This window comes from Pseudomonas sp. 14P5.3.2, assembly GCF_057799175.1.
Genome location: NZ_JBYOKU010000001.1, coordinates 127,715 through 148,324 on the forward strand (window position 1 = coordinate 127,715; position 20,610 = coordinate 148,324).

Annotated in this window: 15 protein-coding genes; 10 read left to right on the plus strand and 5 right to left on the minus strand. The window is 60.9% G+C overall.

The window, feature by feature from the left end; all coding sequences use genetic code 11:
* Positions 1-45 precede the first annotated feature (45 nt).
* The 3 genes from AC27VU_RS00565 (at position 46) to AC27VU_RS00575 (ending at position 4,404) form a co-directional block, all read left to right on the plus strand.
* The gene (locus AC27VU_RS00565) at positions 46-1,734 is read left to right on the plus strand and encodes a polyurethane esterase (protein WP_488723138.1); all 1,689 of its coding nucleotides are present in this window, start codon (positions 46-48) and stop codon (positions 1,732-1,734) included.
* A gap of 203 nt (positions 1,735-1,937) precedes the next feature.
* Positions 1,938-3,791 carry a polyurethane esterase gene (locus AC27VU_RS00570; RefSeq protein WP_488723139.1) on the plus strand — a complete coding sequence of 618 codons (1,854 nt, stop codon included), beginning with the start codon at positions 1,938-1,940 and terminating at the stop codon, positions 3,789-3,791.
* Between the two features lie 238 nt (positions 3,792-4,029).
* A complete protein-coding gene (locus AC27VU_RS00575) occupies positions 4,030-4,404 on the plus strand; it encodes a hypothetical protein (RefSeq protein WP_103483479.1) in 375 nt (124 codons plus the stop codon).
* A 136-nt stretch (positions 4,405-4,540) separates the two neighbouring features.
* On the opposite strand, the gene AC27VU_RS00580 is transcribed toward AC27VU_RS00575, so the two are convergent.
* Positions 4,541-4,765, minus strand: coding sequence for a YgdI/YgdR family lipoprotein (locus AC27VU_RS00580; protein ID WP_103483478.1), 225 nt, complete (start codon positions 4,763-4,765; stop codon positions 4,541-4,543).
* Positions 4,766-4,970: 205 nt separating this feature from the next.
* On the opposite strand from AC27VU_RS00580, the gene AC27VU_RS00585 reads away from it, so the two are divergent.
* The 4 genes from AC27VU_RS00585 (at position 4,971) to AC27VU_RS00600 (ending at position 11,502) form a co-directional block, all read left to right on the plus strand.
* Entirely contained in the window at positions 4,971-6,623 is a 1,653-nt protein-coding gene (locus AC27VU_RS00585) for a VRR-NUC domain-containing protein (RefSeq protein WP_488723140.1), read from the plus strand.
* Positions 6,620-8,905 (plus strand): ATP-dependent DNA helicase, encoded by a 2,286-nt coding sequence (locus tag AC27VU_RS00590; RefSeq protein WP_488723141.1) that lies wholly within the window; start codon positions 6,620-6,622, stop codon positions 8,903-8,905. Before AC27VU_RS00585 ends, AC27VU_RS00590 begins: the two co-directional genes overlap by 4 nt.
* 71 nt (positions 8,906-8,976) lie before the next feature.
* Entirely contained in the window at positions 8,977-10,899 is a 1,923-nt protein-coding gene (locus AC27VU_RS00595) for a hybrid sensor histidine kinase/response regulator (protein ID WP_488723142.1), read from the plus strand.
* Positions 10,900-10,965: 66 nt separating this feature from the next.
* A complete protein-coding gene (locus AC27VU_RS00600; protein ID WP_003224989.1) occupies positions 10,966-11,502 on the plus strand; it encodes a hypothetical protein in 537 nt (178 codons plus the stop codon).
* Positions 11,503-11,556: 54 nt separating this feature from the next.
* Here the strand turns inward: AC27VU_RS00600 and AC27VU_RS00605 are convergent, their stop codons facing one another.
* From AC27VU_RS00605 to AC27VU_RS00620, 4 genes are all read right to left on the minus strand, one after another.
* The gene (locus AC27VU_RS00605) at positions 11,557-11,853 is read right to left on the minus strand and encodes a hypothetical protein (RefSeq protein ID WP_488723273.1); all 297 of its coding nucleotides are present in this window, start codon (positions 11,851-11,853) and stop codon (positions 11,557-11,559) included.
* 187 nt (positions 11,854-12,040) lie between these two features.
* Positions 12,041-13,384: a cation:proton antiporter gene (locus AC27VU_RS00610; protein WP_488723143.1), complete on the minus strand. Its 1,344-nt coding sequence runs from the start codon at positions 13,382-13,384 to the stop codon at positions 12,041-12,043.
* 5 nt (positions 13,385-13,389) lie between these two features.
* Entirely contained in the window at positions 13,390-14,247 is an 858-nt protein-coding gene (locus AC27VU_RS00615) for a glucose 1-dehydrogenase (RefSeq protein ID WP_488723144.1), read from the minus strand.
* Between the two features lie 216 nt (positions 14,248-14,463).
* Positions 14,464-15,618, minus strand: coding sequence for a MalY/PatB family protein (locus AC27VU_RS00620; RefSeq protein WP_488723145.1), 1,155 nt, complete (start codon positions 15,616-15,618; stop codon positions 14,464-14,466).
* Positions 15,619-15,943: 325 nt separating this feature from the next.
* Between AC27VU_RS00620 and fdnG the strand changes: the two genes are divergently transcribed.
* From fdnG to AC27VU_RS00635, 3 genes are read left to right on the plus strand one after another with little or no spacing between them, the layout of a single operon-like run.
* Entirely contained in the window at positions 15,944-19,009 is a 3,066-nt protein-coding gene (fdnG, locus tag AC27VU_RS00625; RefSeq protein ID WP_146774699.1) for a formate dehydrogenase-N subunit alpha, read from the plus strand.
* Positions 19,010-19,945, plus strand: a complete 936-nt coding sequence (gene fdxH, locus AC27VU_RS00630; protein ID WP_003224976.1) for a formate dehydrogenase subunit beta — start codon at positions 19,010-19,012, stop codon at positions 19,943-19,945.
* Positions 19,942-20,607: a formate dehydrogenase subunit gamma gene (locus tag AC27VU_RS00635; protein WP_488723146.1), complete on the plus strand. Its 666-nt coding sequence runs from the start codon at positions 19,942-19,944 to the stop codon at positions 20,605-20,607. Before fdxH ends, AC27VU_RS00635 begins: the two co-directional genes overlap by 4 nt.
* The last annotated feature ends 3 nt before the right edge of the window (positions 20,608-20,610 follow it).

Genomic DNA, 20,610 nt, shown 5'->3' on the forward strand with positions numbered 1-20,610 from the left:
GCAGTCCCTTGGGGCTGCCGGTTTTGAAGGAAGAGAGAGCACAACATGGGACTGTTCGATTACAAGAATGCCGATGGCAAAGCGTTGTACAGCGACGCTATCGCGCTGACGCTGTATGCCTACACCCCGACCGGGCAAGCATTGCCGGGCACGGCCTGGAAACCGCTCAGTGCGACAGCGCTGGGCTATCAGGGCAAGGTCGGGGCGCAGGGTACGTTCTTCGGCGAGAAGGATGGCTTCACCAGCGCCGAAGCCGAAGTGCTTGGCAAATACGACGCAACAGGCAAGCTGACCGGTATCGGTGTGGCCTTTCGTGGTACCGGCGGGCTCGGTTTCAGCGACACCTTCGGCGACTTGAAAAACAACCTGCTGGCCGCCATCGGGCCATCGGATTACGCGAGCAACTACGCGAAAAATGCCTTCGATAATCTGCTCAAGGCTGTCGCCGCGTTCGCGGTATCACACGGCATTGCCGCCAAAGATGTACTGATCAGCGGTCACAGCCTTGGCGGGCTCGGGGTCAACAGCGTGGCCGAGTTGAGCGCCAGCAACTGGGGCGGGTTCTTCAAGGACGCCAACTACATTGCGTTCGCTTCGCCGACCCAGAGCAGCACCGGCAACAACGTGCTGAACATCGGTTACGAAAACGATCCGGTGTTCCGTGTGCTCGATGGCACCACCTTCAGCAGCAGCTCAATGGGCAAGCACGACAAGCCGCATGAGTCGACCACCGACAACATCGTCAACTTCAATGACCATTACGCGTCCACCGCGCAGAACCTGGTGCCGTTCAGCATTGCCAATCCGCTGAGCTGGTCGGCCCATGGCTCGTTGGGCTATGCCGATGGCTTGAATCGGGTGATCGACTCGAAGTTCTACAACCTGACCCACAAGGACTCGACCATCATCGTCTCCAACCTTGAGGAAGCGTCCCGGGGCAAGACCTGGGTCGAGGATCTGGGGCGCAGTGGCGAGCCACACACCGGCAGCACTTTCATCATTGGCACGCAGAGCAACGACTGGCTCAAGGGCGGGGCGGGTAACGACTTCCTCGAAGGCCTGGGCGGCGATGACCGGTTCCGTGATGACGGTGGTTTCAACATCCTCCTCGGCGGTCAGGGCCACAACACCTTCGAGCTGCAGAAACCGCTGCAGAACTTCAGCTTTGCCAACGACGGCGACGGCACGCTGTACGTGCGCGACGCCTACGGCGGTATCAGCATGACCCGCGACATCGGCGCGCTGGTGAGCAAGGAATCGGGTTCGTGGTGGGGCAGCAAGGAGATCACCTGGGGCGTCACGGCCAAGGGTTTGACCAATGGCAACGAACTGACCCAGTACACCCATTCGCTCAACGGCGATGCGTACGGCAATGCACTGCACGCCAGTGCCGAGGGTGACTGGCTGTTCGGGCTGGGCGGCGATGACAAGCTGATCAGCGACAAAGGCCACGTGACCTTCGTCGGCGGCGCCGGCAATGACGTGATGACGGCGGTGGGTGGCAACAACACCTTCCTGTTCAGTGGCGCGTTCGGTTTCGACGCGATCAATGGCTACCAGGGCAGCGACAAACTGGTGTTCATGGGCGTCGAAGGCGCGGGGCAGGGCTACGACTACAAGCAGCATGCTGCACAGTCGGGGGCCGATACGGTGCTGAAGATTGGCGAGTATGCCGTGACCCTGATCGGGGTTGGGGTGGCTAACCTGTCGGACTCGTCTTTCGTGTTTGCCTAGCTCCAAAGTGGGAGCGGGCTTGCTCGCGAAGGGGCCGTGTCAGTCAACATTGCTGTAACTGATACGCCGCTTTCGCGAGCAAGCCCGCTCCCACAAGGGAAGATCTGCAACAAGTAGTACTGAAATGCTCCGGGGCGTGCCCGCGAGGGGCGCCCTGGCTGTGAGCTATCTCTGACAATTCCAACAAAAGAGAGGCAATAGCAATGGGTGTGTATGACTACAAGAACTTCGGCACAGCCGATTCCAAGGCGCTGTTCAGCGATGCCATGGCGATCACGCTGTATTCCTACCACAACCTCGATAACGGCTTTGCCGCCGGTTATCAGCACAACGGCTTCGGTCTCGGCCTGCCCGCCACGTTGGTGACCGCACTGCTCGGCGGTACTGATTCGCAAGGGGTGATTCCCGGTATTCCGTGGAATCCCGACTCGGAAAAACTCGCCCTCGACGCCGTGAAAAAGGCTGGCTGGACACCGATCACCGCCTCGCAACTGGGTTACGACGGCAAGACCGATGCCCGTGGCACCTTCTTCGGCGAGAAGGCCGGTTACACCACCGCCCAAGTGGAAATCCTCGGCAAGTACGACACCCAGGGCCATCTCACCGAAATCGGTATCGCCTTTCGCGGCACCAGCGGCCCGCGGGAAAACCTGATCCTCGACTCCATCGGCGATGTGATCAACGACCTGCTGGCAGCCTTCGGTCCCAAGGACTACGCCAAGAATTACGTCGGCGAAGCGTTCGGCAATCTGCTCAATGACGTGGTGGCGTTCGCCAAGGCCAACGGCCTCAGCGGCAAGGACGTGCTAGTCAGCGGCCACAGCCTTGGCGGACTGGCGGTCAACAGCATGGCCGACCTCAGCGGCGGCAAGTGGGGCGGGTTCTTCGCCGATTCCAACTACATCGCCTACGCCTCGCCCACTCAGAGCGGCACCGACAAGGTGCTCAACGTCGGTTACGAAAACGATCCGGTGTTCCGCGCCCTCGACGGCTCGACTTTCACCGGCGCCTCGGTCGGCGTGCACGACGCGCCCAAGGAATCGGCCACCGACAATATCGTCAGTTTCAACGATCACTACGCCTCGACCGCGTGGAATCTGTTGCCGTTCTCCATCCTCAACATCCCGACCTGGATCTCGCATCTGCCGACCGCTTACGGCGACGGCATGAACCGGATCATCGAGTCGAAGTTCTACGATCTGACCAGCAAGGACTCGACGATCATCGTCGCCAACCTGTCGGACCCGGCGCGGGCCAACACCTGGGTGCAGGATCTCAACCGCAACGCCGAAACCCACAAGGGCAGCACGTTCATCATCGGCAGCGACAGTAACGACCTGATCCAGGGCGGCAGCGGCAACGATTATCTCGAAGGTCGCGCCGGCAACGACACCTTCCGTGACAGTGGCGGCTACAACGTCATTCTCGGCGGCGCCGGCAACAACACCCTCGACTTGCAGCAGTCGGTGAATAAGTTCGACTTCGCCAACGACGGCGCCGGCAACCTGTACATCCGCGATGCCAAGGGCGGGATCAGTATCACCCGCGACATCGGCAGCATCGTCACCAAGGAGCCGGGCTTCCTCTGGGGCCTGTTCAAGGACGACGTGACCCACAGCGTGACGGCCAGCGGCCTGAAGGTCGGCAACAACCTCACGCAGTACGCGTCCAGCGTCAAAGGCACCAGCGGCGCCGATACGCTGAAGGCTCATGCCAGTGGTGACTGGTTGTTCGGTCTGGACGGCAACGACCACTTGATCGGCGGTGCCGGCAACGACGTGTTTGTCGGTGGCGCTGGCAACGATCTGATGGAGTCCGGGGGCGGGGCGGATACGTTCCTGTTCAACGGCGCGTTTGGTCAGGATCGGGTGGTGGGTTTTACGTCCAACGACAAACTGGTGTTCCTTGGCGTGCAGGGCGTGTTGCCCAATGACGACTTCCGCGCGCATGCCTCGATGGTGGGGCAGGACACGGTGCTGAAGTTTGGCGCTGACTCGGTGACGCTGGTTGGAGTGGCGCTGAATAGCCTCAGTGCCGATGGAATTGTGATCGCCTGATGCACCCGTAACCTGTGGCGAGGGAGCTTGCTCCCGCTGGGTCGCGAAGCGGCCCTGAAGACTTTGTGCGCGCTACGCGCTCAAGCGGGAGCAAGCTCCCTCGCCACAACCCAGTATCAAAAGTGACTCGATGGCCACACCCTGACTCAAAAGCTGTGCAAACAGCAAAAGCGGCCTAAAGCCAGCACGTGCCCACACGTTCTATAGCTAGCCGCCATCGAGTACAGGAGATTCACACGTGAGAAGGTTCAAGGGGTATGTCGGGATTGTCGGACTGGCGCTGTTATCGGCCAATGCCTGGGCCGATCTGCCGCCAACCTCGATTCTGAGCCGTTACGGGATCAGCACCGATCAACTGCCGAAACCGGAAAAGACCGAAGTGGTCGAACCGGTGGAAGAGAAAAGCCTGTTTCAGATTCAGCCCGAACAGCCGTTCGTGACGTTCCGGCCGGGTGACGGCAAACAAGCGCAAGCCACTGGCAACCTGAGCATTGACCGCATGACCCAGCTGGATCTGGAACGCTGCCGGCGTCTGCAAGCAGAACTGGCGCGGCGCGGTGAGCAGCATTTCAGTTGCGATCACAGCCTTGTGGGCCTGCCTGCTTTCGAGTAACCCAGGCGGATAACACTTTTCTTGTAGGAGCTGCCGAAGGCTGCGATCTTTTGATTTTGATCTTGAAAAACAAAGTCAAAAGATCGTCCGATCGCGGCCCGAGCCTTCGGCAGCTCCTACACGTACAGCAGGATGGTCAGTCTTCCTTGCGCACCGTCGCGACCTCGTCGCCGCGGACTCTCACCTTGGTCCCGGAAATATCCTCGAATTCATAGAAGCCATCCTTGTTCTTGGTTTTCGGCATGTCCTTGGTCAAATACTGGGTGCCGTTCTGCAAGGTGACCACTGTCGGCGTCGAGCAGCCGCTCAATGCCAGCAGGGCCGCTACCGCCAGGGGAATACCCAGAGTCTTGATCTTCATACCCACCTCAAATACCTCATTCCATATCAATTGACCGACTTCGGTCTCTAACGCGGTTGGTGCCATCCAGCCGGGAAAAGTTCGATGGCACCCTGAAAAAATTCCGATTGCCGCTGCCACTGATCTTTTTCCGTTTGCACGCGACAGGGCAGAGCTGGTATCTGTACGCATAACCAGTATTCGCTCGCCATGGCCCTGAATTCCCGTGACTGCCAACCCGCTCGACGATCCGTTCTATTACCTCAACAACTTCCGGCAAGTGCTTGATTGGCTTGAGCTGCGCTATGCCGATGTGATGAGCGAATCCGAGCACGGCTTTATCCGCCACTTCAAGGCTTTGCCACGCGCCTCACAGGGTCTGCTGGTGCGCATGGTAATGCGCAAGGGCGTGCATTTCCGCCTCGGCAAACTCAACTACCCGGAAATCGGGGACATCAGCGACGCCGCGCAGCCGTTGCTGAGTCACGGCTGGCTCGACGATCAGGCTCTGTTGAGCGTGGCCGAAGTGTTCGACGTGTTGCTCAAGGCCGAACTCCTGCAAGCGTTCGGTGCTTTTATCGAACAACCCAAGGGGCGCAAGGACGACTGGCTGCCGGCGCTGGCCGAGCAGTTCAGCGCATCGCGCAGCCTGTCCGACTGGGCGCCGACGCTCGGCGAGCGCTTGCTCAGCCTGACCATCATGGACCTGTGTGACCGCCTGCGCCTGATGTTCTTCGGCAACCTGTACCAGGACTGGTCGGAATTCGTCCTCGCCGACCTCGGCATCTTTACCTACGAAAAAGTCGAGTTCTGCGCCGACTCCCGTGGCCTGCGCAGCCGTGAAGACGTTGACGCCTGCCTGTTCCTGCATCAGTGCCAGCAACGCTTCGAGGCCGGTGAACCGTTGGAAACCATTGTCGAGCAGGTCAGCGCATTGCAGTTCGCCAACCCGTGGCTGCAACGGCGGCGCGGCAAGGTGCTGTTCCAGATCGGCCAGTATTGCGAGCGCATCACGGAGTTCGCCCTGGCGCTGAGCATTTACCGCGATTGCGCCTACCCCGGCGCCCGCCAGCGAATGATTCGGGTGCTGGAGCGCTGCGGCGAATACGCACTGGCGCTGGAGCTTGCCACTCGCGCCGAACAGGCGCCGGAAAGCGCCGCCGAACAGCAGAGTCTGCAGCGAATGCTGCCCCGGCTGCGGCGCAAACTCGGCGGGCCACCGCTCAAGCGCGCAACGCCGCGCCCGGTCGAGCGCCTCGATCTGCAATTGCCGCGCACCGATCCGTCGCTGTCGGTGGAGTTTTATGTGCAGGCGCATCTGCACGAAGACAGCGGCCCGGTGCATTACGTCGAGAACAGCCTGATCAACTCGCTGTTCGGCCTGCTGTGCTGGCCGGCGATTTTTGCGCCGCTGCCGGGGGCGTTTTTTCATCCGTTTCAGCGCGGGCCGGTGGATCTGCTCAACGAAGACTTCCAGCAACGCCGCGCCGAACTGTTCCAGGCGTGCCTCGAGCAACTCGACGATGGCCGTTATACGGCGACCATTCGTGAGCGCTTCGTCGCCAAATGGGGCGTGCAGTCGCCGTTCGTGTTCTGGGGCGCCTTGAATGAGCAACTGCTGGAGCAGGCGCTGGCGTGCTTGCCGGCCGAACATCTCAAGCACTGGTTCAATCGCCTGCTGCTCGACATCAAGGCCAACCGCGCCGGTATGCCCGATCTGATCCAGTTCTGGCCGCAGCACAAGACCTACCGGATGATCGAAGTCAAAGGCCCCGGTGACCGCCTGCAGGACAACCAACTGCGCTGGCTGGAGTTCTGCCACCAACACCAGATGCCGGTCGCCGTGTGCTACGTGCAATGGGCGGAGCAGAGCGCTTGAGCTACAGCATTGCCGTCCGCGCGTTGTGCGAGTTCACCGCCAAGACCGGCGACCTCGACCTGCGGTTTACCCCTTCGCCGACTGCGCTCGAAGGCATGCTCGGGCACCGCACCGTGGCCTCGCGGCGCAGCGACAAGTACCAGAGCGAGGTGGCGCTGGAAGGCGAGTTTCTGCAATTGAAAGTCAGGGGCAGGGCGGACGGCTACGACCCGGCGCAGAACTGTCTGGAAGAAGTCAAAACCTATCGCGGTGACCTGAGCAAGCAGCCGGCCAACCATCGCCAGCTGCATTGGGCGCAGGCAAAAGTCTACGGCTGGCTGATGTGCCGCAAGCTCGAGCTTGAGCAGATCAATCTGGCGCTGGTGTATTTCGACATCGTCAGCGAGAAGGAAACCTGTCTGGTCGAGGCCTTCACTGCGCCAGTCTTGCAAGACTTTTTCGAACAACAATGCCGGTTGTTCCTGAATTGGGCCGAGCAGGAAATGGCCCATCGCGAGGCGCGCAATCGGGCCGCGCAGCAATTGAGCTTTCCCCACGCCGACTTTCGCCCCGGCCAGCGGCATCTGGCCGAATCGGTGTTCAAAGCGGTCAGCACCGGCCGTTGCCTGATGGCGCAGGCACCGACCGGGATCGGTAAAACCCTCGGCACGCTGTTCCCCATGCTCAAGGCTTTGGCGCCGCAGCAACTGGACAAGGTGTTGTTCCTGACCGCCAAGACCCCGGGGCGCAAACTGGCGCTGGATGCCAGTCAGGTGTTGTTCGATCAGTCTGAACGCTTGCCGTTGCGGGTGCTGGAGATGGTCGCCCGCGACAAGGCCTGCGAACACCCGGACAAAGCCTGTCACGGCGAGTCCTGCCCGTTGGCCCAAGGCTTCTATGATCGCCTGCCCGCCGTCCGTGAAGCGGCCAGCCGGATCAATCTGCTGGATCAGGCAGCGATGCGCGAAGTGGCTCGCCAGCACACGGTTTGCCCGTACTACCTGAGCCAGGAAATGGCCCGTTGGGCCGACGTGGTGGTGGCGGACTACAACTATTACTTCGATTTCAGTGCGTTGCTGTTCGGTCTGGCCCAGCTCAATCAGTGGAAAGTCGCGGTGCTGGTGGATGAAGCGCACAACCTGGTCGAGCGCGGACGTTCGATGTACAGCGCCAGTCTCGATCAGGCTGCGCTGGCCAGTGTGCGCAAGACGGCCCCCGAGGTGCTGAAAAAATCCCTGCAACGGGTCAACCGCGAATGGAACGCGCTGCATCAGCCGCAACTGGCGCCGTATCAGGCCTACGACAAGGCTCCGGAAAAACTGCTGCAAGCGGTGTCCCTGTGCAGCGCGGCCATTGGCGATTACCTCAACGACCATCCGCAGGGACTCGACAGCGCGCTGCAAACCTTCTACTTCGACATGCTGCAGTTCGGCCGGGTAGCGGAGCTGTTCGACGAGCATTACCTGTTTGACATCAGCAAACGTGACCTCGAGCGCAAACGGCCGCTGTCGCAGCTGTGCCTGCGCAATGTGGTGCCGGCAGCGTTCATCGGCCCGCGCCTGAAAGCGGCGCGCAGCAGCGTGCTGTTTTCCGCAACGCTGAGCCCGCGGCGCTATTACGCCGACCTGCTCGGTACGCCCGCCGACACGGTATGCATCGACGTCGAATCGCCGTTCAGCGCCGATCAACTGCAGGTGCAGATCGTCAGCCGCATTTCCACGCGCTTCAATCATCGGCAGGCGTCGCTGGAACCGATCGTCGAGCTGATCGCCCGCCAGTTCAGCGAGCGTCCGGGCAATTACCTGGCGTTCTTCAGCAGCTTCGATTACCTGCAACAGGTGCTGACCCTGCTCGCCAAACGTCATCCGCAGATCAATCTGTGGCAGCAGTCCCGGGGCATGGCCGAAGGGCAGCGTCAGGCCTTTCTTGATCAGTTCACCGCCGACAGTCAGGGCATCGGCTTCGCCGTGTTGGGCGGTGCGTTCGGCGAGGGCATCGACCTGCCAGGAGCACGGCTGATCGGCGCGTTCATTGCGACCCTGGGACTGGCCCAGCTCAACCCGGTCAACGAGCAGTTGAAACGGCGCATGGCGGCGATTTTCGGTGCCGGTTACGATTACACCTATCTGTATCCGGGTGTGCAGAAAGTGGTGCAGGCTGCCGGGCGAGTGATCCGCACGCGGCAGGATCGCGGCGTGGTGATGCTGATCGATGACCGCTTCGCCGAACCGCGCATTCAGCAACTGTTGCCGCGCTGGTGGGCGCTCGGTACAGACCCGGCCTCAGATCAAAGCGTGAATTGAAGCGCGTTTGCACCTTCCCATGGCGCTGGATTGCCGCATACTTGCGCTAATGAAAACCAGCGGTGAACCTGATGAGTGACAACCCGAGCAAAACTGCCGCGATCGAGGAGATGCGTTTCCGTCTGCTGATCGATGCGGTGGTCGATTATGCGATTTACATGATCGACCCGGACGGCATCATCACCAGTTGGAACTCCGGCGCGAAACGCTTCAAGGGCTACGAAGAGGCGGAAATTCTCGGCGAGCATTTCTCGCGCTTCTATACCGCCGTTGATCGTGCGGCGGGCCTGCCGCAACGCGCGCTCGACACCGCGCTGCACGAAGGACGATTCGAAGGCGAGGGCTGGCGGGTGCGCAAGGATGGCACCAACTTCTGGTGTCACGTGGTCATCGATCCGATCATCGATCCCAACGGCAAACTGCTCGGCTACGCCAAGATCACCCGCGACCTGACTGATCGCAAGATGGCCGAGGAAACCCTCAGGCAAAGCGAGCAGCAGTTCCGCCTGTTGGTGCAGGGTGTCACCGATTATGCGATCTACATGCTCAGCCCCGAAGGTCGCGTGAGCAACTGGAATCAGGGCGCCCAGCGGATCAAGGGGTACAAGCCGGAAGAAATCATCGGCCAGCATTTTTCGATTTTCTACACCCCTGAAGACCGCATCGCCGGCGAACCGCAACGGGCGCTGGAGATTGCCACCCGCGAGGGTCGTTTCGAAAACAAGAGCTGGCGCATGCGCAAGGATGGCACGCGGTTTCTGGCACACGTGGTGGTCGATGCCATTCGCGGCGAAACCGGCACGCTGCTCGGGTTTGCCAAGATCACCCGCGATGTCACCGAAGCCCATGAGTCGCAACTGGCTCTGGAGAAAACCCGTGAAGCGCTGTTCCAGGCGCAGAAGATGCAGGCCATCGGTCAGCTCAGCGGCGGCATCGCCCATGACTTCAACAATCTGCTGACGGTGATTCTGGGGAATCTGGAGATTCTGCAAAAGCGCATCGGTGACGATCCGAAAAACAGTCGGCTGCTGGAAAACGCCACGCAGGGTGCACTGCGTGGCGTATCGCTGACCCAGCGCATGCTGGCCTTTGCCCGACGGCAGGAACTCAAGACCGAACCGGTCGATATTCCGAAATTGGTGCAAGGCATCACCGGGCTGCTACGCAGTTCGATTGGACCGGGGATTCGTATCGAAACGCGGTTTCCCGAGGATCTGCAACCGGTGCTGGCGGACAGCAACCAACTGGAACTGGCGCTGCTCAATCTGGCGACCAACGCTCGCGACGCGATGGTGGACGGGGGCAGCCTGACCATTACCGCGCAGCCGGAAGTCGTGCTTGAGCAAAGCCTTTCGTCAATGGCGGCGGGGCGCTATGTGTGCCTGAGCGTGATCGACACGGGTGAGGGCATGGACGAAGCCACGCTGGGTTCGGCCAGAGATCCGTTTTTCACCACTAAGGGCGTGGGCAAGGGCACTGGGCTGGGCTTGTCGATGGTGCATGGCTTTATCGAGCAACTGGGTGGTCGTTTCATTCTCAAGAGCGAAAAAGGCCATGGCACCCGCGCAGAAATGTGGATACCGGTGGCGCTGGCCGGGGAGACGGCAAAAAACCTTTACCCGGCGGTCAAACCGGTGTTGGTGCCACGCCTCAGCGTGCTGGTGGTCGACGACGACTCGCTGGTATTGACCAGCACCACGCTGCTGCTCGAAGACCTCGGCCATCGTGTGGTCAGCGCGACATCCGGGGCCAAGGCGCTGATGCTGTTCGAGCAGGGTGAAGTCATCGACCTGATGATCACCGACATGGCCATGCCACAGATGAGCGGCGCGCAACTGGCCCATGCAGTACGTCTGCTCAAACCGGATCTGCCGATCATCCTCGCTACCGGTTACGCCGAACGACTGGAGGGGTTTGCCGCGAAGTTGCCGCGTCTGCCCAAGCCGTTCACCCAACTCAATCTGGTGGAAATCATCGCCCAGTCGATGAAATGAATCCGCCTGAACTTGTCCGTGGCGAGGGCCTTCTAAAAGGTTTCCCCGCCATGGAGTGCGCGTCCCTTGCCTCGCATACTGACCCAGCCCACCGCAGAAGAGCACCTGACCGAACACGACGCCAAGATGTTCGGCTCACCCAAGGAACGGCTGGATTTCTATCGCAAGGAAATCCAGTACGAAACCAGCATCCTGGCCAACCGTACCGATGCCTATCTGGCGGCGCAGTCGTTTCTGGTGATTGCCTTTGCCTCGTGCATGGCCAACCTCAACCCTGAGTGGGGCAAGCTGTTTACGCTGGTGGTGCCGCCGTTCCTCGCACTGCTCGGGCTGCTCAGTTCGCTCAATGCCTGGCCGGGGATTCGTGCCGCGTACGACATCATCGATCACTGGCACTACAAGCAGAGCGAGTTGTTGCGCAGCGAGCCGATCATGGGCATGGCTTACGACGAGTCGCCGCTGTTCAGTGAAATGGAATCCAGCCATAAGGGCTATCGCAAGTCGCTGTTGTTTTCGGTGCGCACGCCATGGATCTTCGCCACGTTCTGGATCCTGCTGGGGGCTTACGCGGTGTTCATTCAGGTGACCAACCCCGGGGGCTGAACGCCGCCCAAAGAAAAAGCCCGGACTTCGCAGCCGGGCTTTTTCTTGTGCGCTTTATTCGACGGTTTCAAGCTGCCGGCGCAACGCCTGCGAGTGATGCGGCGACATCGGAATCGGCGGGAAGTCCTCGTTGAGGACGCACAAGTGATCGATGGCTTCGGCGAACTTCGCATCGGCTTTGCGGCGCATGGCTCGATAGTGCTCAAACTGTTCGAGGTCCAGATTGTCCGCTTCTAGCAGCTCGTAAGCGGCGCGGTTGAGGGCGTGGGCGTCTTCGAACAGTTGACGATTGCGTTCCAGGGCCAAAGCCCTGCAAGCCTTGATTTGTGCCGGAGTCGAGCATTCCTTCATGACCGTGACCTTGTTATCCAAAGATTCCTATTCATGGGCTGCAAGCCGCAGGGGAACCGAACCTGCCGGACCCCGCCGAGTGCTTACAGCGAGGGGTTATGGTTGTGACTGCCGGAATCTGCAGAGGGATCCATTTATTTACAGAAAAAACTTCGATGGATTGCCCAAGATATTGCCGCCTGAAAAATCAGTTTTTTCGTTTTTGCCGTTGCTCATAGCGCGCCAGCAGCGGCTGAGTGCTGATGCCATGAAGCAAAATGCTCAGTGCCACCACGGACAGGGTGATGTTGGTACACAACGTCGCGACCGAAGGACTCAGGCCGTGGTTCAAGGCATAAAACAGATAGAACAGGCTGCCGATCCCGCGGATGCCGAACCAGCCGATCAACAGACGCTGACCGCCGTCGAGCAAGGTGCCCCATGGCATCAACACCACGCAGAGCGGACGCACCACGCAGAACAGCACCGCGCCAATGACCAATGCCCGCCAATCCCAATGCGGCACCAGCACCACGCCGAGCAGGGTCACCAGAAACACTTCCATGGCCCGTTCCACCAGACTGCCGAAGGAGAGCATGTCGCCCATCATGATCCCGGCAGCGACCTGACTGCTTTCCAGGCGTTCGGTATCACCGTGTACCGCGTGCTGCGGTTCGATGTTCTGATGGCCCACCACCGGTTGCACCAGATGTTCGGCGGGCGGTTGGCTGGCGCCGGTGGATTTGACTTCTTCCTGACGCAGGCCAAGGCCGGCAGCGAACACCGACAGAAAGCCGTAACCGCCGATGGCATCCGCGCCGACGTAAGCCAAGGCAATCAGCGACAGCGCCAGATAATCATTCGGGCTCAGGGTGCTGTCGTCGTTACGGATGCGCAGTGACAAGGTGATCCGACCAATGCCGCGGCCCATCCAGTAACCGGTGAGCAAGCCGACCGGCACCGCCCAGAGCAAACCGTGCAGCACCCAATCGGTCAGCGCGCCGGGATGAGCATCGGCCTGTACCAGCAGCAGGCCGAGAATCACGAACGGGAACGCGATCCCGTCGTTCAGTCCGGCTTCACCGGAAAGACCAAAGCGCACGCTGTCGACATCCCGTGCGTCGTTGACCTGCACCAGCGCGGCCAGCACCGGGTCGGTCGGTGCGAGAATCGCGCCGATCAGCAGTGACGGCCCCCAAGGCAGTTGCAGGCCCCAATGCAGCAATACGCTGACCCCGGCGATGGTCAACACCATCACCGGGCCGGCCAGCCCGAAAGCAATCCGCCAGCGCTTGTCGCGCAATGGCAAACGCAGCTTGAGGCCGCAGACAAACAGGGAAAACAGCACCGCCACTTCCGTAAGGTGTTCCATCCATACGGAAGCGTTTTCCAGTGACAGTTTCAGCAGATCCAGCCCGCTCGGGCCGATGACAATCCCCAGCAACAGGCACACCGCCGAGGTGGTGACCGGCATCCAGCGCAGGTAGGACGAGGTCAGCGCAAGGGTCAGCAAGACGGCGCCCAGCACCGCGACCCAAATGACAAAGCTCATGAGGCTTACAACATCGGCTTGCCGCCGGTGACGCCGTAGCGCTGACCGGTGATGTAACTGGCTTCATCAGAGGCCAGCAGCACATAGATCGGCGCCACTTCCACCGGTTGTCCGGGGCGACCGAGCGGAGTTTCGCTGCCGAAATTCTGTACTTCTTCATCGGGCATGGTCGAGACGATCAGCGGCGTCCAGATCGGTCCCGGGGCCACGCAGTTCACGCGGATTTCTTTCGGCCCGAGTATCTGCGCCAGCCCGCCGGTGAAGTTGGCAATTGCGCCTTTGGTGGTGGCATAGGCGAGCAGGGTCGGTTTGGGCATGTCCGAGTTGATCGAGCTGGTGTTAATGATCGACGCACCGGGGCGCATGTGTTTGATCGCCGCCTGACACAGGCGGAAAATCGCCGTGATGTTGACGTCGAAGGTCATCACCCATTCTTCGTCGGGGATTTCCTCGAAGGTTTCATGGGTCATCTGGAACGCAGCGTTGTTGACCAGAATATCGATGCGCCCGAAGCGTTCGACAGTCTTGTCCACCAGTTCCTGACAATGAGCCTTTTGCGCCAGATCGCCGGACAGCAGCAGGCATTGGCGACCCGCCTGTTCGACCCAGCGTGCGGTCTCTTTGGCGTCGTCATGTTCATTCAGATAGGCCACGACCACATCGGCGCCTTCACGGGCGAAGGCAATCGCCACCGCGCGGCCAATGCCGCTGTCGGCACCGGTAATCAGCGCAATCTTGCCGGCCAGCCGCCCGGAACCGACGTAGCTTTGTTCGCCGCAATCGGGGGAGGGCTGCATTTTGCTTTGCAAACCCGGCACGGCTTGAGCTTGTGTGGGGAAGGGTGGTTTTGGGTAATCGGTCATCACAAATCTCCGAGGTCTCAGGGCAGGTATGGGCGGTTGACCCGGACGGTTTGCCGTGAGTTCGATCGGATTTGCGCTGGATTGTTTGGCGATGACAATGCAAAACCCTGTGGGAGCGAGCTTGCTCGCGAATACGGAGTTTCAGCCGACATCAAGGTTGACTGAACCAACGCTTTCGCGAGCAAGCTCGCTCCCACAGGGGGCTTTACTGTGGATTCAGGTATTGCGGTTTGTCAGGGCACGCTCCATGCGGCTGATGCCTTCTTCAAGCAACGACCGTGGGCAGCCGAAGTTCAGGCGCACGAACTGTTGGTGTTGATCACCGAAATCCAACCCGGCGCTCAGACCGACCTTGGCCTGTTCGAGGAAGAACTGCTGCGGATTGCCCAACTCCAGCGCCGAGCAATCGAGCCACGCCAGATACGTCCCTTGCGGCACATTGATGGTCACGCCCGGCAAGCGGCTGCGCACCGCGTCCACCAGCCAGTCGCGGTTGGCCTGCAGATAGGTTTTCAGTTCGGCCAGCCACGGCGCGCCTTCGCTGTAGGCGACGCGGGTGGCTTCCATGCCCAACGGATTGACGCTATCGACCATGCCACAACGTGCATGGTTGACGCGCTCGCGCAGGGCGGCGTCCTGGATGATCATGAACGAGGTTTTGAGGCCGGCGATGTTGTAGGCCTTGCTGGCGGACATCAGGGTGATGGTGCGCTTGGCGATTTCCGGGCTCAGTGAGGCGGTCGGAACATGTACGCGGCCGTCGAAGCACAGCTCGGCGTGGATCTCGTCGGAGATGATCCAGGCGTCCTGCGCGGCGCAGATATCCGCCACCGCTTGCAGCTCTTCACGAGCAAACACTTTGCCGATCGGATTGTGCGGGTTGCTCAGGAGCAGGGCACCGCCACCGTTCAGCGATTCGCGCAGGGTCTCCAGCGGCGTGGCGTAAGTGCCATCGGCCTGGGCGACGAATTCCAGCTCGACCTTGTTCAGCCCCCAATGCCCCGGTGCATGCCGCAGCGGCGGGTAGTTCGGCACCTGCACCACGACGTTCTGCTGCGGTTGCACCAGCGCTTTCAAAGCCATGTTGAAACCGGATTCAACGCCCGGCAGGAAGATCAGCTCCTGCGGTTTGACCCGCCAGGCGAACTTGTTCCACAGGTCGGCGACGATGGCTTCACGCAGATTGTCCTGCGCCACGCTGTAACCCACCAGCGGGTGCAACAGGCGCTGCTGCAATGCCTCGATGATCACCGGAGGCGCGGCGAAATCCATATCAGCGACCCACATCGGCAACACATCGGCCGGGTAGCGGCTCCACTTGGTGCTGCCGGTGTTGTGGCGGTCGAATACCTGATCAAAATCGAAAGTCATGCGCGGTCTCGTGAAGGCGGGATTGGTCCTGGGCGCCATGATAAACCCATGGCACTGGGGGGATACACAAAACCTGTGGGAGCGAGCCTGCTCGCGAAGGCGGTGTGTCAGTCAATATTTGTCTCAACTGACAGGGCCTCTTCGCGAGCAGGCTCGCTCCCACAGGTTTTTCAGGGCATGACCGATTGTCGCCGACGGTCGGTTTTCACACAGAACGTGTGGTCATTGTCTACAGTGAAAAAACCGGCAGGCATTCTGCCGTAACCGTGTTTGTCCAGAAAAAGCCCGGCTCAAGTACCGGGTTCCACCTGATCAGGAGTGCACGATGGATCTCAGCCGTCGTCAATTCTTCAAGGTCGCCGGTATCGGCCTTGCAGGCTCTAGCCTGGGCGCGTTGGGCATGGCCCCGACGCTGGCCTTCGCCGAGCAGGTGCGTCACTTCAAGCTTGCCCACACCCATGAAACCCGCAACACCTGCCCGTATTGCTCGGTCGGTTGCGGGTTGATCATGTACAGCCAGGGCGATGCCGCGAAGAACGTCGCGCAAAACATCATCCACATCGAGGGCGACGCCGACCACCCGGTCAACCGCGGCACCCTGTGTCCAAAAGGCGCAGGCCTGCTGGACTTCATTCACAGCCCGGGCCGCTTGCTGTATCCGCAAACGCGCAAGCCCGGCAGCAGCGAATGGACCCGGATCAGCTGGGATGAAGCGCTGGATCGCATCGCCGACCTGATGAAGGCCGACCGCGACGCCAACTTCATCGAGAAGAACGACAGCGGGCAAACGGTCAATCGCTGGCTGACCACCGGATTCCTCGCAGCGTCCGCAGCGTCCAACGAAGCGGGCTACATCACCCAGAAGGTGATTCGCAGTCTCGGCATGCTGGGGTTCGATAACCAGGCGCGTGTCTGACACGGCCCGACGGTGGCAAGTCTTGCCCCGACGTACGGCCGTGGTGCCATGACCAATACCTGGACCGATATCGCCAACGCGAATCTGATCCTGGTGATGGGCGGCAACGCAGCAGAAGCGCATCCGTGCGGCTTCAAATGGGTGACCGAGGCCAAGGCGCACAACGCTGCCCGGCTGATCGTGGTCGACCCGCGTTTTACCCGGACCGCTTCGGTGGCCGACTATTACGCGCCGATCCGCACCGGTACCGACATCGCCTTCATGGGCGGGTTGATCAATTACCTGCTGACTCAGGACAAGATCCAGCACGAATACGTGCGCAACTACACCGACGTGTCGTTCATCGTCAAAGCCGGCTATGGCTTTGAAGACGGCATCTTCAGCGGCTATGACGCAGCCAAGCGCAGCTACACCGACAAATCCGGCTGGGGTTACGAGCTGGGTGAAGACGGCTTCGTCAAGGTCGACCCGACCCTGCAGGATCCGCAGTGCGTCTATCAATTGATGAAGCAGCATTACAGCCGCTACAACATTGATCTGGCGAGCCAGATCTGCGGGATGCCGGTCGATGCGATGCAGAAAATCTGGGATGAGATTGCCACGTGCTCCACGCCCGGCAAGACCATGACCATCCTGTATGCGCTCGGCTGGACGCAGCACTCGATTGGCGCACAGATCATCCGCAGCGCGGCGATGGTGCAACTGCTGCTGGGCAACGTCGGCATGCCCGGCGGTGGCGTTAACGCGTTGCGCGGGCACTCGAACATTCAGGGCCTTACCGACCTAGGGTTGCTGTCCAACTCGTTGCCGGGTTATCTGACCCTGGGCAGCGATGGCGAGCAGGACTACAACGCTTTCATCAAAAAACGCACGCAAATGCCGCTGCGTCCGGGGCAGCTGTCCTATTGGCAGAACTACAGCAAATTCCACGTCAGCCTGATGAAGTCGTGGTACGGCGCCAACGCCACGCTGGAGAACAACTGGAATTACGACTATCTGCCGAAACTCGACATCCCCAACTACGACGTTCTGAAGATGTTCGACCTGATGAGTCAGGGCAAGGTCAACGGCTACATGTGCCAGGGCTTCAACCCGATCGCTGCGTTGCCCGACAAGAACCGGGTGATGGGCGCGCTGGCCAAGCTCAAGTGGCTGGTGGTGATGGATCCGCTGGCCACCGAGACCTCGGAGTTCTGGCACAACGTCGGGCCCTACAACGACGTGAAAAGTGCCGAGATCCAGACCGAAGTGATTCGCCTGCCGACCACTTGTTTTGCCGAGGAGGACGGCTCGCTGGTCAACAGCAGCCGCTGGCTGCAATGGCACTGGAAAGGCGCCGACGGCCCCGGCGAAGCGCAGACCGACATCCGCATCATGAGCGAATTGTTCCTGCGCCTGCGCAAGCGTTATCAGGCCGAGGGTGGCAAGTTCGCCGATCCGCTGCTGAAACTGTCGTGGCCATACAAGATCCCGGACGAACCCTCGCCGGAGGAACTGGCCAAGGAGATCAACGGCAGCGCCATGGCCGACTTCACCGACGCCAGCGGTGCGACGGTCAAGGCCGGCTCGCAACTGGCCGCGTTCGCTCAGCTCAAGGATGACGGCAGCACCGCCTCCGGCTGCTGGATCTTCGCCGGCAGCTGGACCGAGGCCGGTAACCAGATGGCCCGGCGCGACAACGCCGACCCGTATGGCATGCACCAGCATCTGGGCTGGGCCTGGGCGTGGCCGGCCAACCGGAGGATTCTCTACAACCGCGCTTCGGCGGATGTCTCGGGCAAACCGTGGGATCCGAAAAAGCGCCTCGTATGGTGGAACGGCAAGGCTTGGGGTGGCACCGATGTGCCGGACTACAAGGCCGATGTGCCGCCGGAAGCCGGGATGAACCCGTTCATCATGAACCCCGAGGGCGTCGCGCGGTTCTTCGCCGTCGACAAGATGAACGAGGGGCCATTCCCCGAGCACTACGAGCCGTTCGAAACGCCGATCGGCATCAACCCGCTGCACCCGCAAAACAAGAAAGCCACCAGCAACCCGGCGGCGCGGATCTTCGATTCGGTCTGGGAAAGCCTCGGCGAAGCCAAGGACTTCCCGTACGCCGGCACCAGCTACCGGCTGACCGAGCACTTCCACTTCTGGAGCAAGCATTGCAAGTTGAATGCGATTGCCCAGCCCGAGCAGTTCGTCGAAATCGGCGAAGTGCTGGCGAAGGAGAAGGGCATCGCCGCCGGAGATCGGGTGCGGGTCAGCTGCAAGCGCGGGTTCATCGAGGCGGTGGCGGTGGTGACCAAACGCATCCGGCCGCTGCAGGTCAACGGCCAGGTGGTGCATCAGATCGGCATCCCGCTGCACTGGGGATTCACCGGTCAGACGCGTCACGGCTACCTGACCAACACCCTGGTGCCGTTCCTCGGCGATGGCAACACCCAGACCCCGGAATCCAAGTCATTCCTGGTCAACGTGGAGAAACTGTAAATGGCCAGCCAAGACATCATTGCCCGCTCGGCCACCACCACGGTGCCGCCCTCGGTGAGAAATCAGCAGGAAGTCGCCAAGCTGATCGACACCACCAAATGCATCGGCTGCAAGGCCTGCCAGGTCGCCTGCTCGGAATGGAACGAGCTGCGCGACGAGGTCGGCCACAACCACGGCACCTACGACAACCCGCAAGACCTGAGCGCAGAAACCTGGACCCTGATGCGCTTCACCGAACACGAAACCGACGCCGGCAACCTGGAGTGGCTGATCCGCAAGGACGGCTGCATGCATTGCGCCGAACCGGGGTGTCTCGCGGCATGCCCAAGTCCCGGGGCGATCATCAAGCACGCCAACGGCATCGTCGATTTCGATCAGGACCACTGCATCGGTTGCGGCTACTGCATCACCGGTTGCCCGTTCAATATTCCGCGGATTTCGCAGAAGGATCACAAGGCCTACAAATGCACCTTGTGTTCTGACCGCGTCGCGGTAGGGCTGGAACCGGCGTGCGTGAAAACCTGTCCGACCGGGGCCATCGTCTTCGGCAGCAAGGAAGACATGAAGGAACACGCCGCCGAACGCATCGTCGACCTGAAAAGCCGAGGCTTCGACAACGCCGGTCTGTACGACCCGGAAGGCGTCGGCGGCACTCATGTGATGTACGTGTTGCACCACGCCGACACGCCGAAGATCTACGCCGGGTTGCCGGATGCGCCGGCCATCAGTCCGCTGGTGGGCTTGTGGAAAGGCATCAGCAAACCGCTCGGCCTGCTGGCGATGGGCGCGGCGGTGCTAGCCGGGTTCTTCCACTACGTGCGCATCGGGCCGAACCGTACCGAAGAGGATGACCATCCGACGCCGCCCGATACCTCGGTGCATGTTGTCGATCCGGCGGTGCACACCTTCGATCCACGCGGGGAGGACCGGCCATGAGCAACAAGACGATCCTGCGCTACACCGCCAACCAGCGCACCAATCACTGGCTGGTGGCGATTCTGTTCTTCATGGCCGGGCTGTCCGGGCTGGCGCTGTTTCATCCATCGATGTTCTGGCTGACCAACCTGTTCGGCGGCGGGCCGTGGACGCGGATTCTGCACCCGTTCATGGGCGTGCTGATGTTCGTGTTATTCCTCGGCCTGGTGTTCCGTTTCTGGCGCGCGAACTTCTTCATCGACAACGACTGGAAGTGGATGCGCCGCATCGATCGGGTGCTGGTCAACGACGAAGAAAGCGTCCCGCCGGTGGGCAAGTACAACGCCGGGCAGAAGATGCTGTTCTGGACTTTACTGCTGTGCATGCTCGGTTTGCTGTTCACCGGGCTGCTGATCTGGCGTGCGTATTTCAGTGCGTACTTCGGCATCACCGTGATCCGCTGGGCCATGCTCCTGCATGCACTGGCCGGGTTTGTGCTGATCCTCAGCATCATCGTGCATATCTACGCCGGACTGTGGATCAAGGGTTCGGTGGACGCAATGCTGCATGGCTGGGTCAGCCGCGCCTGGGCGAAGAAGCACCACGAACTCTGGTATCGCGACATCACCCGCGATGAACGCAATCCGGACGTGCCGGAGCGACCGATCACCAAAAAGGGCTGACTT

Bases quoted from the DNA above. Each gene is read 5' to 3' on its own strand.
- AC27VU_RS00605 (WP_488723273.1), bottom strand. From the start codon at position 11,853: ATGAAGGAATGCTCGACTCCGGCACAAATCAAGGCTTGCAGGGCTTTG.
- fdxH (WP_003224976.1), top strand. From the start codon at position 19,010: ATGGCCAGCCAAGACATCATTGCCCGCTCGGCCACCACCACGGTGCCG.
- AC27VU_RS00610 (WP_488723143.1), bottom strand. From the start codon at position 13,384: ATGAGCTTTGTCATTTGGGTCGCGGTGCTGGGCGCCGTCTTGCTGACC.
- AC27VU_RS00580 (WP_103483478.1), bottom strand. From the start codon at position 4,765: ATGAAGATCAAGACTCTGGGTATTCCCCTGGCGGTAGCGGCCCTGCTG.
- AC27VU_RS00635 (WP_488723146.1), top strand. From the start codon at position 19,942: ATGAGCAACAAGACGATCCTGCGCTACACCGCCAACCAGCGCACCAAT.
- AC27VU_RS00570 (WP_488723139.1), top strand. From the start codon at position 1,938: ATGGGTGTGTATGACTACAAGAACTTCGGCACAGCCGATTCCAAGGCG.
- AC27VU_RS00620 (WP_488723145.1), bottom strand. From the start codon at position 15,618: ATGACTTTCGATTTTGATCAGGTATTCGACCGCCACAACACCGGCAGC.
- AC27VU_RS00565 (WP_488723138.1), top strand. From the start codon at position 46: ATGGGACTGTTCGATTACAAGAATGCCGATGGCAAAGCGTTGTACAGC.
- AC27VU_RS00615 (WP_488723144.1), bottom strand. From the start codon at position 14,247: ATGACCGATTACCCAAAACCACCCTTCCCCACACAAGCTCAAGCCGTG.
- AC27VU_RS00595 (WP_488723142.1), top strand. From the start codon at position 8,977: ATGAGTGACAACCCGAGCAAAACTGCCGCGATCGAGGAGATGCGTTTC.